At 71.3% G+C, this 13486-nt stretch carries 18 protein-coding genes; 12 read left to right on the plus strand and 6 right to left on the minus strand.

Annotated elements, in window-relative coordinates; all coding sequences use genetic code 11:
• Window positions 1–76: 76 nt before the first annotated feature.
• On the plus strand, window positions 77–370 hold the full coding sequence (locus N4P33_RS03560; protein WP_260824671.1) for a DUF3303 family protein: 294 nt from the start codon (window positions 77–79) through the stop codon (window positions 368–370).
• 3 nt (window positions 371–373) lie between these two features.
• On the opposite strand, the gene N4P33_RS03565 is transcribed toward N4P33_RS03560, so the two are convergent.
• The 3 genes from N4P33_RS03565 to N4P33_RS03575 all read right to left on the minus strand — a co-directional run bounded on the left by N4P33_RS03565 (window position 374) and on the right by N4P33_RS03575 (window position 3382).
• A complete protein-coding gene (locus N4P33_RS03565; RefSeq protein WP_260824672.1) occupies window positions 374–1024 on the minus strand; it encodes a hypothetical protein in 651 nt (216 codons plus the stop codon).
• A gap of 127 nt (window positions 1025–1151) precedes the next feature.
• Window positions 1152–1853 (minus strand): GntR family transcriptional regulator, encoded by a 702-nt coding sequence (locus N4P33_RS03570; protein ID WP_260824673.1) that lies wholly within the window; start codon window positions 1851–1853, stop codon window positions 1152–1154.
• A gap of 164 nt (window positions 1854–2017) precedes the next feature.
• Window positions 2018–3382 (minus strand): aspartate aminotransferase family protein, encoded by a 1365-nt coding sequence (locus N4P33_RS03575; RefSeq protein ID WP_260824674.1) that lies wholly within the window; start codon window positions 3380–3382, stop codon window positions 2018–2020.
• Window positions 3383–3592: 210 nt separating this feature from the next.
• On the opposite strand from N4P33_RS03575, the gene N4P33_RS03580 reads away from it, so the two are divergent.
• From N4P33_RS03580 to N4P33_RS03590, 3 genes are all read left to right on the plus strand, one after another.
• Window positions 3593–4198, plus strand: coding sequence for a type 1 glutamine amidotransferase family protein (locus tag N4P33_RS03580; protein WP_260824675.1), 606 nt, complete (start codon window positions 3593–3595; stop codon window positions 4196–4198).
• On the plus strand, window positions 4195–4653 hold the full coding sequence (locus tag N4P33_RS03585) for a MarR family winged helix-turn-helix transcriptional regulator (protein WP_260824676.1): 459 nt from the start codon (window positions 4195–4197) through the stop codon (window positions 4651–4653). Before N4P33_RS03580 ends, N4P33_RS03585 begins: the two co-directional genes overlap by 4 nt.
• Window positions 4654–4729: 76 nt before the next feature.
• The gene (locus N4P33_RS03590; protein ID WP_260824677.1) at window positions 4730–6640 is read left to right on the plus strand and encodes a serine/threonine-protein kinase; all 1911 of its coding nucleotides are present in this window, start codon (window positions 4730–4732) and stop codon (window positions 6638–6640) included.
• Window positions 6641–6662: 22 nt separating this feature from the next.
• Here N4P33_RS03590 and N4P33_RS03595 read toward each other — a convergent pair whose 3' ends face one another.
• Window positions 6663–7451, minus strand: coding sequence for an SLATT domain-containing protein (locus N4P33_RS03595; RefSeq protein ID WP_260824678.1), 789 nt, complete (start codon window positions 7449–7451; stop codon window positions 6663–6665).
• Window positions 7452–7802: 351 nt separating this feature from the next.
• Between N4P33_RS03595 and N4P33_RS03600 the strand changes: the two genes are divergently transcribed.
• Genes N4P33_RS03600 through N4P33_RS03610 form a run of 3 tightly spaced genes read left to right on the plus strand, consistent with a single transcriptional unit; the run spans window position 7803 to window position 9458 of the window.
• Window positions 7803–8147, plus strand: coding sequence for a YbaB/EbfC family nucleoid-associated protein (locus N4P33_RS03600; RefSeq protein ID WP_260824679.1), 345 nt, complete (start codon window positions 7803–7805; stop codon window positions 8145–8147).
• Between the two features lie 59 nt (window positions 8148–8206).
• Window positions 8207–8806, plus strand: a complete 600-nt coding sequence (gene recR / locus N4P33_RS03605; protein WP_142194070.1) for a recombination mediator RecR — start codon at window positions 8207–8209, stop codon at window positions 8804–8806.
• The gene (locus tag N4P33_RS03610; RefSeq protein WP_260824680.1) at window positions 8799–9458 is read left to right on the plus strand and encodes a DUF5063 domain-containing protein; all 660 of its coding nucleotides are present in this window, start codon (window positions 8799–8801) and stop codon (window positions 9456–9458) included. Before recR ends, N4P33_RS03610 begins: the two co-directional genes overlap by 8 nt.
• A gap of 97 nt (window positions 9459–9555) precedes the next feature.
• Here the strand turns inward: N4P33_RS03610 and N4P33_RS03615 are convergent, their stop codons facing one another.
• The gene (locus N4P33_RS03615) at window positions 9556–9867 is read right to left on the minus strand and encodes a hypothetical protein (RefSeq protein WP_260824681.1); all 312 of its coding nucleotides are present in this window, start codon (window positions 9865–9867) and stop codon (window positions 9556–9558) included.
• On the opposite strand from N4P33_RS03615, the gene N4P33_RS03620 reads away from it, so the two are divergent.
• Entirely contained in the window at window positions 9866–10321 is a 456-nt protein-coding gene (locus N4P33_RS03620; protein ID WP_260824682.1) for a hypothetical protein, read from the plus strand. The genes N4P33_RS03615 and N4P33_RS03620 overlap by 2 nt on opposite strands.
• Here the strand turns inward: N4P33_RS03620 and N4P33_RS03625 are convergent.
• Window positions 10296–10712 (minus strand): hypothetical protein, encoded by a 417-nt coding sequence (locus tag N4P33_RS03625; protein ID WP_260824683.1) that lies wholly within the window; start codon window positions 10710–10712, stop codon window positions 10296–10298. The genes N4P33_RS03620 and N4P33_RS03625 overlap by 26 nt on opposite strands.
• 102 nt (window positions 10713–10814) lie before the next feature.
• Here N4P33_RS03625 and N4P33_RS03630 point away from each other — a divergent pair, with 102 nt between their 5' ends.
• The 4 genes from N4P33_RS03630 to N4P33_RS03645 all read left to right on the plus strand — a co-directional run bounded on the left by N4P33_RS03630 (window position 10815) and on the right by N4P33_RS03645 (window position 13477).
• On the plus strand, window positions 10815–11594 hold the full coding sequence (locus N4P33_RS03630; protein ID WP_260824714.1) for a helix-turn-helix transcriptional regulator: 780 nt from the start codon (window positions 10815–10817) through the stop codon (window positions 11592–11594).
• On the plus strand, window positions 11587–11772 hold the full coding sequence (locus N4P33_RS03635; RefSeq protein WP_260824684.1) for a DUF397 domain-containing protein: 186 nt from the start codon (window positions 11587–11589) through the stop codon (window positions 11770–11772). The genes N4P33_RS03630 and N4P33_RS03635 overlap by 8 nt, the downstream gene beginning before the upstream one ends.
• Window positions 11773–12071: 299 nt before the next feature.
• Window positions 12072–13151 (plus strand): hypothetical protein, encoded by a 1080-nt coding sequence (locus tag N4P33_RS03640; RefSeq protein WP_260824685.1) that lies wholly within the window; start codon window positions 12072–12074, stop codon window positions 13149–13151.
• Window positions 13148–13477, plus strand: coding sequence for a hypothetical protein (locus N4P33_RS03645; protein WP_260824686.1), 330 nt, complete (start codon window positions 13148–13150; stop codon window positions 13475–13477). Before N4P33_RS03640 ends, N4P33_RS03645 begins: the two co-directional genes overlap by 4 nt.
• Window positions 13478–13486 lie beyond the last annotated feature (9 nt).

A 13486-nucleotide genomic window follows, 5' to 3' on the forward strand; every position in this document is an offset into this window, starting at 1 on the left:
CGCTCGCCGGTCAACCGTCACGGGCATAGCCTGAAACCGTATCCCCGCGTGCGTCGGCCAGAAGAAGGTGAGTGCGATGCGCGTGATGCTCAAGGCGTCCATGGACACCGAGAAGGCCAACGAGGCCATCAGGAACGGCACGCTGCCGAAACTGATCCAGGAATCGGTGGAGCAGATCAAGCCCGAGGCGGCCTATTTCACCTCCGAGCACGGCAAGCGCACGGCCTACCTGGTCTTCGACATGCAGGACAGCTCGCAGATGCCGGTGATCAGCGAGCCGTTCTTCATGCAGCTCGGGGCGGAGATCACCTACACGCCGGTGATGAACATGGAGGACGTGCAGAAGGGGCTCGCCCAGCTGGGACGCTGATCCTCAGCTGAACACGATCATCGACCCCTGCGCCAGGCTCCGTGTCGCCGCCGCGTGCAGGCCCAGCCAGACGTGGCGTTCGCGGGCGAAGGGGCTGGGGTCGTACGGGGCGGGGACGGCCGGTTCCTCGAGTTCCGTGGGGCCGCGCGGGGGTTCCGGTGCGGCCGGGGGGTTGGCCGGGTCGATGCCGAGGGTGGGGGCGACGTACTCCAGTTCCCGCAGGAGGGACTGGGCGGAGCCCAAGGGGCCGCCGCCCGCGAGGAGTTCGTCGCTGGACAGCGGCGCCGGGAAGTCGACGGGGACGTACGCGCCCGCGTGGTCGTAGTGCCAGACCAGGTGGGACTGCTGGGCCGTCGACTCGAACATCTCCAGCAACTGCTCGTAGTCGCCGCCGAGTTCGTCCACCGGCGTCACCGGCAGCCCGCACACCTGGAGCAGATACGCGCGCCGCAGGAAGTGCAGTGCGTCGTAGTCGAATCCCGCGACCGGGGCGACCTCGCCGGACAGGCCCGGCATGTACTGGTACACCGGCACCGGCGGCAGCCCCGCCTCGGCGAGCACGGTGTTGTACTGCGCGAGTTCCTCGGCGAACGGATTGTCGGGCGTGTGGCACAACACGTCGACGAGCGGTACCAGCCACAGGTCACAGGCCAAAGAGGGCTCCTCACACAGCACGGTGGACGAGAGTGGTCAGGGAAGGGTACGGCGTCTTCGTGCAGGTCCCATACCCATACGGACAAAGACGACGCAGCCTCGCTCGTACCCGCCTTCCCGCGACCGCTCACTCACCCGTCAGACGCTCGATCAGCGCGAGCCCGTGCGCGTTGTACGACTCGACGATCGCGCGGGCGGCATCGATGTCACGGCGCGACAGCGCATCGACCAGATCGGTGTGTCCGGACCACAGCCGGCCCCGCAGATCGGGCAGCCGCCGCAGCTGCTGCACCACACACACCCAGGTCTGCACCCGCAACCGGTGCAGGAAATCGCTCAGGTACGGATTGCCGAACAGCGCCCCGAGCTCACGCCAGAACCGCAGGTCGTAGCCGATCAGGACGGTGAGGTCCCCGGCGAGGGCCGCCCGCTGGGCCTCCTCGCCGCGCCGCCGCACCCCGGCGAGGGCGGCGGCGACCCGCGGCTCGTCCGGCATGAGGTGGGCGAGGCGTCCGTCGGTCAGCGCGTGGAACATGCCGTCGGTCACCATGCTGCGCGCCTCGATCATGCCGCGGAAGTCGTCCACGGAGTACTCGTGCACGCGGAACCCGCGATGCTGGTCGGCGTCCAGCAGCCCCTGCGCCGACAGATCGACCAGCGCCTCCCGCACGGGCGTCGCGGACACTCCGTACTGGTCGGCGATCTCCTTGACGGTGAACTCCTGCCCCGGCTGCAGCCGCCCGGCCAGCACCTCGTCACGGAGCGCGTCGGCGATCTGCTGCCGCAGGGTGCTGCGGGTCACGGCGACGTTGCCGCTGATGCCGGGCATGGTCGGGCGTCTCCCTCGTCGCAAAGCCGGTGACGTGCTCGTACCGGAGCACACAGGTCCGTTCAGGACCGGGCGGTCCCTACGAGCACGTCACCTTACGCGTTCGGGCCCGGCACCCCCACTCATGCGTTCGAGCCGGGCACCCCATGCCCTTACCGGCGCCGCTACTCCACGTGCGCGTCCGCCACCGACAGTGCCGCGTCCAGCACCGCCAGCCCCTCCTTCAGCTCCGCCTCGCTCGCGTTGCACGGCGGCACCGCGTGGGTGCGGTTCATGTTCACGAAGGGCCACAGGCCGCCCTTCTTCGCGGCGGCGGCGAACGCGGCCATCGGGGCGTTCGCCTCACCGGCCGCGTTGTACGGCACCAGCGGCTCGCGCGTGGCACGGTCGCGCACCAGCTCCACCGCCCAGAACATGCCGACGCCCCGCACCTCGCCCACGCTCGGGTGCCGCTCGGCCAGCTCACGCAGCCCCGGGCCGAGGACGGTCTCACCGAGGCGCGCCGCGTTCTCGACGACGCCCTCCTCCTCCATCACGTTGATCGTCGCGACGGCGGCGGCACAGGCCAGCGGGTGCCCGGAGTACGTGAGCCCGCCCGGGTAGGCCCGCTTGCCGAAGGTCTCGGCGATCTCCCCGGAGATGGCGACCCCGCCCAGCGGCACATAGCCGGAGTTCACACCCTTGGCGAAGGTCATCAGGTCGGGCACGACGTCGTACAGCTCCGCCGCGAACCACTTGCCGGTCCGCCCGAACCCGGCCATCACCTCGTCCAGGATCAGCACGATCCCGTACGTGTCGCACAGCTCCCGCACACCCGCGAGATAACCGGCCGGCGGCACCATGATCCCCGCCGTGCCCGGGATGGTCTCCAGGACGATCGCGGCGATGGTGGCGGGCCCCTCGAAGACGATCGTGGTCTCCAGGTGCTCCAGCGCCCGCGCGCACTCCTGCTCCTCGGTCTCGGCGTAGAAACGGGAGCGGTACAGGAAGGGCGTCCAGAAGTGCACGACGCCGTTCGAGGCGCTGTCCGAGGCCCAGCGGCGCGGGTCGCCGGTGAGGTTGATCGCCTGCTGGGTGCCGCCGTGGTACGAGCGGTACGCGGAGAGCACCTTCGGGCGGCCCGTGTGCAGCCGGGCCATGCGCACCGCGTGCTCGTTGGCGTCGGCGCCGCCGTTGGTGAAGAAGATCTTGTCCAGGTCGCCCGGGGTCCGCTCGGCTATCAGCCGGGCCGCCTCCGAGCGCGCCTCCACGGCGAACGCGGGCGCGAAGGTGGTCATCTTCGCCGCCTGCTCCTGGATCGCGGCGACGACCTTCGGGTGCTGGTAGCCGATGTTGGTGTAGACGAGGCCGCTGGTGAAGTCGAGGTAGCGGCGCCCGTCGTAGTCCCAGAAGTACGACCCCTCCGCTCCGGCGACGGCGAGCGGGTCGATGAGCTCCTGCGCGGACCAGGAGTGGAAGACGTGCGCACGGTCGGCGGCCTTCACGGCGGCCCCGACCTCGGGGTTCGGCTGAGGGGTCTGAGGGGTCATGCGCCCGAGCGTAGGCGGCGGCCGGGGGGCGGGGACATCGGCGGCCTGTCTGCGGTCGGGAGGTTTCCGCGACAGGTTGTCGACAGCCGAGGGGGGCCGGGGGCCGGGGCCGCCCATGAAGTCACTTGACAGCAAGCTGTCGTCATGACAGGATTCTGTCATCAGGAGGCGTCGGGAGGCGTCACCCCCACTCACCCCCAGGGAGCGGTCATGGCGACTCGCAAGCCCGTCCACCTCGCCGTCTACGACACCTTCGCCGACTGGGAGACCGGCCACGCCACCGCACACCTCGTCCAGGCCGGCTACGAGGTCCGCACCGTCGGCCCCACCGCCGACCCCGTGACCAGCATGGGCGGACTCCGCGTCGTCCCCGACCTCGCGCTCGACGCGCTGCGCCCCGAGGACAGCTCGCTGCTGATCCTCGTCGGCGCCGCCCTGTGGGACGAGGGCGACAGCCTCGCCCCCTTCACGCGTGCCGCCCGCGCCTTCCTCGACGCCGGGGTGCCCGTCGCCGCGATCTGCGGCGCCACCGCCGGGCTCGCCCGCGAGGGCCTGCTCGACGACCGGGCGCACACCAGCGGCTCGCCCTACTACCTCGCCGCGACCGGATACGCGGGCGGCGAGCGGTACGCCGAGACGGACGCCGTCACCGACGACGGGCTGGTCACCGCCGGGCCGACCGAGCCGGTCGCCTTCGCCCGCGAGATCTTCCGGCTGCTCGACGCCTACGACGAGAAGGCGACCGACGCCTGGTACCGGCTGTTCCACGACTCGGACGCGGACGCGTACGCCGAGCTGCAAGAGGCACTGGCGTGAGCAGACAGCGACAGGACCTGCTCAGCCGCGGCGCCCTCGGTGTCTTCCGCCTCAACGGCCAGTTCCTCGCCATCGCCGAGGAACTGGCCCGGCCCGCCGGGCTCACCGCCGCCTGGTGGCAGGTGCTCGGCGCGGTCCTCACCGAACCGCTTCCGGTGTCCGGCATAGCCAGGACCATGGGCATCACCCGGCAGAGCGTCCAGCGCATCGCCGACCTGCTGGTCGACCGGGGCCTCGCCGAGTACCGCCCCAACCCCGCGCACCGCCGCGCCAAACTCCTCGCGCCGACCGAGGAGGGCCGGGCCGCGATCGCCCGGATAGACCCCGGGCACGCGGCCTTCGCGGAGCGCCTGGCGAAGGCGTACGGAGAGGCGGAACTCGCCCGCGCGGTGACGGCGTTGGAACGCCTGTCCGAGGCCCTCGACGAACTGGACGGGCCTGTTACGGAACCGTAGAGATAGCCCAGCTCACCCCGCACCCGCCCCGCACTATCCTCGGGATGTTGCTCACTGGGGGGAAGGCGGCGCAGCGATGGAGAAGCTCGGGCCGGGGGATCCGCAGAGGATCGGGGCGTACCGGCTGCTCGCGCGGCTCGGGGCCGGGGGGATGGGGCACGTCTATCTGGCCCGTTCCGAACGGGGGCGCACGGTCGCCGTGAAGCTCGTACGGGAGGAGCTGGCCCGGCAGGAGGAGTTCCGGGCGCGCTTCCGCCAGGAGGTGCAGGCCGCGCGGCAGGTCGGCGGCCACTGGACGGCGCCCGTCCTGGACGCGGACACCGAGGCCGCCGTGCCGTGGGTGGCCACCGGGTACGTCGCCGGGCCGAGCCTCCAGCAGGTCGTCGGGCACGACCACGGGGCGCTGCCGGAGCGTTCGGTCCGCATCCTCGCCGCCGGGCTCGCGCACGCGCTGAAGGACATCCACGCGGCCGGCATCGTCCACCGCGACCTCAAACCCTCCAACGTGCTCGTCACCATCGACGGGCCGCGCGTCATCGACTTCGGCATCGCACGCGCCCTGCAGACGGTGACCGACGGCGGCCTCACCCGCACCGGCGCGCTCGTCGGCTCGCCCGGCTTCATGGCGCCCGAGCAGGTGCGCGGCGACCGCATCACCCCGGCCTGCGACGTCTTCTGCCTCGGCTCCGTCCTCGCCTACGCCGCCACCGGCAAGCTCCCCTTCGGCACCGCCAACAGCGGTGTGCACGCGCTGATGTTCCGGATCGCGCAGGAGGAGCCGGACCTGGAGCAGATCCCCGAGGGGCTCGCGGATCTGGTCCGCGACTGCCTGAAGAAGGACCCGGCCGCGCGCCCGAGCCTCGACGAGGTCCTGACCCGCACCGGCGCCGAGGACACGGTCACCGAGGGCCGCTCCCGCGACCCGTGGCTCCCGAGCGCCCTGGTCGCTCAACTCGGCCGTCATGCCGTGCAGTTGCTGGACACGGAGGACCCGGAAGCGCCGGCACCGACGCCGACGGCCGTATCCGGTACGCCAGCCGCGGCGACACCGTCCGGCAACGCGGGTCCCTCCGGCAGCGCGGGTGCCGCCCCCGCCGCCACGCCCGAACACGCCCCCGCCGACGACGACTCGGCCGCGTCAGCCGACAGCGCCGGCCCGCCTCCGCCCGGGCAGCCCGGCAGCGGGGGCCCGGTGAATCACCTGCCCACGGTGGTCGTCGGTGGGCAGAGCGGCCCCAGCAGCCCCACGCCGCCACCGAGCCCCGCCACCCCGGCCGGCGGCTACGGCCACCCGCAACAGCACCCTCAGCCCTCCGCGTACGGCTACCCCTACAACGGCCACCACGCGGGCGCCGGCGCCACCCCGCCGTACGGCCCCCCGCCCTTCTACGGGCCTCCCGGCCCCGGCCAGGACCCCCGCCGTGACGGCCGGTCCTCCACCGCCGTCCTCGTACTGATCGCCCTGGTCGTCGCGCTCATGGCGGGCGGCACGGTGTACGCCCTGATGAGCGGCGGCGAGAAGAACAACCAGGCCGAGGACCCCACAACACCGCCTCAGCCGTCCACCACCGCACCCCATACCACCACGGGCCCCACCACCGACCCGAAACAGCCGAGCACCACCGCACCCCCGTCCGACGGGGCGATCCCCACCGCGTACCTGGGGACGTGGTCCACCACCATCGACAACGCCAGCGGTGTGCACAGCCGCGAACTCACCATCCAGCAGGGCGAGACCGGCGACACGGTCCTGTCCCTCGTCGCGGACGGCCCCACCGGGAACGGCACCTACCACTGCGTCTTCGAGGCCGACCTGACCTCGGCCTCCGGCGACAGCCTCCGCATCGGCCCGTCCACGGTCACCGTCGGCCAGCCCCGCTCCGCCTGCACCCCGGGCTCCGCCAGCGAGATCACCCTCCTCCCGGACGGCTCCCTGAGACGCGTGAACACCAGCAACGGCGACGAGCTGACGTACGAACGCGACTGACACGGGCCGACCAGCGGTCCACCTACCTCGGCTCCGGCGGCCGCTGCCTCGGCATGTTCGGGCGCGGCTGGCCCTGCGGGGACGGAAACCGGCCGTTCGACAGCCCCGACTCCTGCCGACCCCCGTTCGCCACCGCCGTCTGGATGCCCAGCGGCGCGCCCCCCGTCCGGAACTCCACCATCCAGTCGGCCGTCTCCACCCGCACCAGCTCCGTGACGTCCTCCGAGAAGCGGCGCAGCACATTCAGGCACCGTTCCGCCGCCTCGCTCGCCGTCCCCTCCGCCGGCCCCAGCACCTCCCGCACGCACTCCGCCGCCCAGTCGAACTGCAGCGCCTGCAGCCGCCGCTGCACCGCCTGCGCCGTCGCCACGTCCCTTATCCACCCGGACGTCACCCCGAAGAACCGGTCACCGGCCACGCACGCCACGCCGAGCAGCAGCGCCAGATACCCCCAGGGCGCGACCCCGCCGACCACCCCGGTCAGATCCAGCAGCGGCAGCGCCGCCCCGGTCACCGCCCCCGCCGCCGCCCCGCCGCGCAGCGCCCGCGCGCACCGCCGTTTCCACACCCGGTCCGCGAGATACCAGGCGGCCGTGTCCAGCGCCCCGCGCTCCACCCACCGGTACAGCTCGTCGAGCCGGGCCGCGGGCTCGCCCCAGTCGCCGAGCGGAAAGACCCGCCCGCTCAGATCCCCCGGCCCGAACGCTCTCGGCCCGGAAGCCCCCGGCCGGGACCCGCCCGCCCCCTCGCCGCGCAGCTCACCGCGTCCGTCCTGAGGCCGACCCTCGGGCTGCATCTCCGGCTGACCCACCCGGTACTCCCAACTGACCGCACTGACCGAACTGACCGCACGGACCGTGCCCGACCCGTTACGGGCCCGACTGATCCGACTGATCCCCGACCGCCCCCGGTCGGCACGTACCGTTCACGCCGTGCACGAAGCGTGACGCCTGGTGTCGATGTGGCGGACCCTTCCTACCGCCCAATGGGTGGCGATGACGGAGGTTCAGCCGCTTTTCCGCCCGTAAGGGGGCCTTGATCAGGTATAGGGCCCCGGCCGGACTCACTCGAAAGAGTGCTGGGGCGACGGCTGCCCCGACCACGTAGGCTCGTGCCGAACGGGAAAATCACCCGAGCGACGCAGTGACGATGGGAGCTGATCGTGATCCCCGGTGGTGGCCAGCCGAACATGCAGCAGTTGCTCCAGCAGGCCCAGAAGATGCAGCAGGACCTGGCCAAGGCGCAGGAGGAGCTCGCGCGCACGGAGGTGGACGGCCAGGCCGGCGGCGGCCTGGTGAGGGCCACCGTGACCGGCTCCGGAGAGCTGCGCGCGCTGAAGATCGACCCGAAGGCGGTGGACCCGGAGGACACCGAGACCCTCGCCGACCTGATCGTCGCGGCGGTCCAGGCGGCCAACGAGAACGCGCAGACGCTCCAGCAGCAGAAGCTCGGCCCGCTCGCCCAGGGCCTGGGCGGCGGCAGCGGCATCCCCGGCCTGCCTTTCTAAGACAGGCCGAAGCCCTCTACCGTACGTAGTGAAGGAACCCCAGGAAGGACGGCAGTCCGTTGTACGAAGGCGTGGTGCAGGACCTCATCGACGAACTCGGGCGGCTGCCCGGCGTCGGTCCCAAGAGCGCCCAGCGGATCGCCTTCCACATCCTTCAGGCGGAACCGGCCGACGTACGGCGCCTCGCGCACGCCCTCATGGAAGTGAAGGCGAAGGTCCGCTTCTGTGCGACCTGCGGGAACGTGGCGCAGGAGGAGCAGTGCGGGATCTGCCGCGACGCCCGCCGCGACCCGGCCGTCATCTGTGTCGTGGAGGAACCGAAGGACGTCGTGGCGATCGAGCGGACCCGTGAGTTCCGGGGCCGCTACCACGTCCTCGGCGGCGCGATCAGCCCGATCGACGGGGTGGGTCCCGACGACCTGCGTATACGGGAACTTCTCGCGCGGTTGGCCGACGGGACGGTCACCGAGCTGATCCTGGCCACGGACCCGAATCTGGAAGGCGAGGCCACGGCCACGTACCTCGCCCGCATGATCAAGCCCATGGGCCTGAAGGTCACCCGCCTGGCCAGCGGCCTCCCGGTGGGTGGCGACCTGGAATACGCGGACGAGGTCACGCTCGGCCGCGCCTTCGAGGGGAGACGACTCCTAGATGTCTGATGCCACGCTGCACGCGACCGACCAGAACCCCGACGACTTCGCGGTCCAGATCGCGGATCAGATCGAGAGCTTCCTGGTCGCCGTCACGGAGGTGGCGAAGGGCGACGAGCCGGACTCGGCGGTCCCCTTCCTCCTCCTGGAGGTCTCCCAGCTCCTCCTGGCCGGCGGCCGTCTCGGAGCCCACGAGGACATCGTCCCCGACGAGCGCTACGAGCCCGACCCCGGCCCGGAGCCGGACGTGGACGAGCTCCGCGAGAACCTCGCCCGCATGCTGGACCCGATCGACGTCTACTCCGAGGTCTTCGACCCCTACGAGCCCCGCAAGGCGCCGGTTCCCGCCCGCATCTCGGACGACCTGACCGACGTCATCACCGACCTCCGCCACGGCATGGCCCACTACCGCGCGGGCCGCACCACGGAGGCCCTGTGGTGGTGGCAGTTCTCGTACTTCTCCAACTGGGGCAGCACCGCGTCCGCGACCCTGCGCGCACTCCAGTCGGTGGTGGCCCACGTCCGCCTGAACCAGCCCCTGGCGGAGCTGGACGGCCTGGACACCGACCAGGGCATGGGCGACGACACCCTGGAGTTCGAGGCGGGCAAGGTCATGGCGGAGGAGATCGCGGGCCCGCTGGGGATGCGCCCGGTGCAGTAACCGGCCACCGCGGCCGGGAGTTGCCGGTTCGTGTCCCAAGCGACGCGGTGCCGTTGCGCTGCCGCGTCGGGCTTCCCGCTAGCGTGACGGCTCTTGATCAGGGGCGGGAGCGGGGGGCCATGGAACACGGGCGTGCACGGGCGGGAGTGACGGTCCTGGTGGCGGCGGCAGCGGCGGCCCTGCTCGTGGGCTGCGGTCCCGAGAACAACGCGTCCTCGGCGTCGACGCCGCAGCCGTCCCCGTCGACCGCCACGCCGACGGACACCGCGACCACCACCCCCTCTGCCACGCCGACGGCCACCCCCAGCGCCACGCCGTCCGCGTCGCGCAAGCCGAGCGCGACGAACCGGCCGGCCGAACCGACGCCCCACCGCTCGACGCGGCCCGCCGCGCCCACCACCCTCAGCATGTTCGCCTCCACCGAGGGCGGCCGGCTCACCCTCGAACGGGGCGGCGCTGCCCAGGAGTTCAGCGTCACCATCCACAACGGCAACACGCGCGCGTACCCGCAGCTGTACGTCGCCTGCCAGATCGAGATCATGAGGGACACGGGCCCGGTCCTGGAGTCGGGCGGCCTCGTCCTGGAACGCCGCGACCCGGCGACGGGCGCCTGGCGGCGGGCCGACATGCGGGTGGCCAACGACGTGTTCCCGCACTACCTGTACCCGGACGGCACCCCGCTGGCCCGTGAGGCCGCCCGCGTCGAGCGCTACCGGCTGCGCGCCCTGGACGAGGCCCCGACGGGCTCCACTCCGTTCCTCATCCGGCTCGTCGACACCTCCGCCCCGGAGCAGGCCACCGACGACGCGGCCGTCCCCCGGCGCACCTCGCTGATGCTCACCGTGACGTCCCCGAAGGGCTGACCCCCAGCGCCCGCGCCAGGACTTCCGGCACGACGTGGGGCGCGGTGGCGGTGGGGGCGCTGTACCAGCGCAGGGGCCAGGTGTTGCCGTCCAGGGCGGGGATGCCGATGTAGGTGACGGTGTGCTCGCCCCGGCCGCCGAACTGCTGGACGCCGAGGGGCCAGTCGTACGCGTGCACGGTGCCGGGCGGCAGCAGGAAGTACACCCAGCGTCCCCGTGCCGCCTCGCACACGATCGGTCCCGCGTCGTCGTCCGTCGCCTCGATCAGCTGCTCGGCGACCAGCTCCCCGCGTAAGCCCTCGATGCGTACGGCGTCGAAGTACACGCCGGTGAGGTGGAGTTGGTGACCGGCGAGGGGGACCCATCCGGGGCGGTGAATTGCGCTCGTCATGGTCACACGGTGGTGCCCGCGAGGCTACGGTCGGTAGTGACGCGTGGGTGACAGGCCGAGGTGTACCGGTCGGAGGTGCGTGCTGTGTCCCAGTCGCCGGTGATGTGGCGCTTCTGCGGCAACCAGTTGAAGCGCTGGCGCACGAAAGCGAACGTGAGCCGTGAGCAGTTGGCCGCGGCGAGCAATTACTCGCCGGACACGATCAAGGCGATGGAGCAGGGGGTGCGGATGGCCACGCCCAGGGTGCTGGATGTCGCCGACGAGTTGTGCCGGGCGGAAGGGATGCTCAGTGCGGCCAAGGACTACCTGAGCAGGGAAAAATTCCCGCCGAGGGCGCGGGAGTTCATGGAGCGCGAGAGAGAGGCGGTCGGCCACTGGTCGTACGAGTCGACGCTGATCCCGGGGCTGTTGCAGACGAAGGCATACGCTCGGGCGCTGATCGAGAACCGGTATCCGCCCCTGGACGATGAGACGGTCGAGGCGCGGATCGCGGCCCGCCTCGAACGGCAGGCCATCCTCACCGACCGGACCCCGCCGGTGGCGTTCAGCTTCATCCTCTACGAGGCGACGCTGAGCACCCCGTTCGTGGACGATGAGCAGCGGCGCCGTCTGCTGGAGGTCGCCGGCCTGCGCAACGTCACCCTGCAAGTGCTCCCGTTCGACCGGGCCATCGCGGCGGCGCTCATGGGTGCCATGGTGCTGCTGGACACGCGCGACCATGAGCGACTCGCCTTCGCCGAAGGGCCGTTCGCCAGCGAATTGTCGGCTGATCCCGAGGTTGTCAGCCGTGTTGCGGGGCGGCTTAGCATGATCCGTGCGCAGGCTCTCAGTCCTGAGGAGTCGGCCCGCTTCATCGAACGGATGGTGGTTCGCGATGACTGACCAGCTGACGTGGCGCAAGTCGAGCTACAGCGACGACGAGGGCGGCAACTGCGTAGAGGTAGCCCTCGCAACGCCCACCATCCACCTCCGTGACTCCAAGAACCCCACGGGCCCCCAGCTCCACATTCCCGCCCCCGCCTGGTCGGCGTTCATCGCCGCAGTTCAGCCCGGAGCTTGAGCCCCGGGTCCCGGGACCCGAGCTCTTCCCCATGGTTTTCTGGGTTTTCTGGTCTGGTTGAAAAACCCAACCAACCAAGCCTGAACGTGAGTTGAGCTGGCGTAACTCGTTAGTGTGACGTTCCGTGATCAGCTTGCGTCGCTGCGTAAAGCCGCTCTAGGTTCGCGGCAAACAACAGACATGAGTCGGCCCCGGCGGTGCGCCAACACCATTCCGGGGCCTGACCTACGGATCGAAGAAGAGGTTCGACCGTGGCTTACGCCTACCCTAGCCCCGCCCTCCCCTCCCCGTCCCACCCGATGGCCAAAACGGGGTACGGAAAACGCCTCGCAGGTGACGAAGACCCGCACGCTGACCCGGACTTCGCACATCTGAGCCCTCGTGAGCGCGAGATCGCCGTCTTCATCGACGCCCTCGACGAGGGCCACGCGATGGGGTACAAGGCGATCGCCGCCGAGCATCCCCGTTACGGCCAGCAGGCCGTGCGGTCGGCGATGGGCCGGATCACCCTCGCCGGCCATGTGCGCTGGATCAAGGAGCACATCACCGTCGAGGACAACTCGATGCGATGGGTCACGCGCACGTACTGGTCGCGTACCCGCAGGTCGGACGAGTGGTGGGACGACTTCGTGCGGGCGCGCCACGGCAAGGACGTCACCGAGCAGTACATGGGAGGGCTCGCCCGTGCCGACGAGGCCGAACAGGCCACGGGCGAGGCGGAACATGAGGCGGAACAGGATGCGGAACCTGCGCATGAGCCGCAGCCGCAGCCCCCTTCGCAGCCGCAGCAGGGATCGAAGTCGCGGTCGGAGTCCCGGTCGGAGCCTGCATCTGAGACCGACGAGCAGTACAGCACCGCCTACCAGACCCTCGCCGATCTCCGCACCGCCGACGCCCGGATGCCGCTGTCGGACGGCGACTGCCGTGCCCTCGAGTCGCTCGCCGCCGAGTGGCTGGCCCGTGGCGCCGCACCCGAGGACATCACGAGGGCCCTGACCGACGGGCTCCCGTCCACCGTCACCAACCCGGGCGGACTCGCCCGCAACCGATTGGAGAACAAGATGCCCCCGAAGAAGGCGAAGATCCGGCAGAAGGCGGTGCGCCGTGCGCGGGTGACCCGCGTGATCATGGCCTGCGGTCTGTGCGACGCGGACGAGCGGACCACGGAGATCGTCAGCGGGCTGTGCCGTGAGTGCCTGGATGCGATCGAGGCGGAAGGGCCGGTCTACGGGTACGTCCCGGACACTTTCCTGCCCGGCCCCCGCGAGCCCGGCGGCGGCCTCCCCCCTGGCGCCGACGAGGTCATCGACGTCACCGACCGTGTCAACGCCCTCCGCGAGGCGGCGGGACTGACCTCACGGAACGGACGCCGCGGGTGACCGTCCAGGGCGATGGCGGTGTCCTGCCTGTGCGGATCGTCGGCGCTCTCGCCGCGCGCGTGAAGGCTTTTGCCGTGGCCTGCCGACGGCCCGTCGACGTCGTGGTCGCGGACGCGGTGGAGGAATACCTCGATGCGCATCCGGACCATGAGCGGCTGCGGGCCGCCGGTCTCGCGGCCCTGCGGAGGTACGAGGCGGAACACGGCCCCTTCACGGAGGACGAGATCGCGGCCGCCGACGCGCGGATCGACCGGCTCTTGAGTGCCGAGGGGGAGAAGCACGAAGGCCCTCGTACCGAGGACCGCGCGGAGTGGAGGAACGAATGAGCGTGCAGG

Source organism: Streptomyces sp. 15-116A (assembly GCF_025290915.1).
Classification (GTDB): Bacteria; Actinomycetota; Actinomycetes; order Streptomycetales; family Streptomycetaceae; genus Streptomyces.

What these genes read in the sequence shown, in the direction of transcription:
- N4P33_RS03560 (WP_260824671.1), top strand. Translation starts at nt 77, where the DNA reads ATGCGCGTGATGCTCAAGGCGTCCATGGACACCGAGAAGGCCAACGAG.
- N4P33_RS03570 (WP_260824673.1), bottom strand. Translation starts at nt 1,853, where the DNA reads ATGCCCGGCATCAGCGGCAACGTCGCCGTGACCCGCAGCACCCTGCGG.
- N4P33_RS03575 (WP_260824674.1), bottom strand. Translation starts at nt 3,382, where the DNA reads ATGACCCCTCAGACCCCTCAGCCGAACCCCGAGGTCGGGGCCGCCGTG.
- N4P33_RS03580 (WP_260824675.1), top strand. Translation starts at nt 3,593, where the DNA reads ATGGCGACTCGCAAGCCCGTCCACCTCGCCGTCTACGACACCTTCGCC.
- N4P33_RS03590 (WP_260824677.1), top strand. Translation starts at nt 4,730, where the DNA reads ATGGAGAAGCTCGGGCCGGGGGATCCGCAGAGGATCGGGGCGTACCGG.
- N4P33_RS03610 (WP_260824680.1), top strand. Translation starts at nt 8,799, where the DNA reads ATGTCTGATGCCACGCTGCACGCGACCGACCAGAACCCCGACGACTTC.
- N4P33_RS03620 (WP_260824682.1), top strand. Translation starts at nt 9,866, where the DNA reads ATGTTCGCCTCCACCGAGGGCGGCCGGCTCACCCTCGAACGGGGCGGC.
- N4P33_RS03615 (WP_260824681.1), bottom strand. Translation starts at nt 9,867, where the DNA reads ATGCTGAGGGTGGTGGGCGCGGCGGGCCGCGTCGAGCGGTGGGGCGTC.
- N4P33_RS03625 (WP_260824683.1), bottom strand. Translation starts at nt 10,712, where the DNA reads ATGACGAGCGCAATTCACCGCCCCGGATGGGTCCCCCTCGCCGGTCAC.
- N4P33_RS03630 (WP_260824714.1), top strand. Translation starts at nt 10,815, where the DNA reads ATGTGGCGCTTCTGCGGCAACCAGTTGAAGCGCTGGCGCACGAAAGCG.
- N4P33_RS03635 (WP_260824684.1), top strand. Translation starts at nt 11,587, where the DNA reads ATGACTGACCAGCTGACGTGGCGCAAGTCGAGCTACAGCGACGACGAG.
- N4P33_RS03640 (WP_260824685.1), top strand. Translation starts at nt 12,072, where the DNA reads ATGGCCAAAACGGGGTACGGAAAACGCCTCGCAGGTGACGAAGACCCG.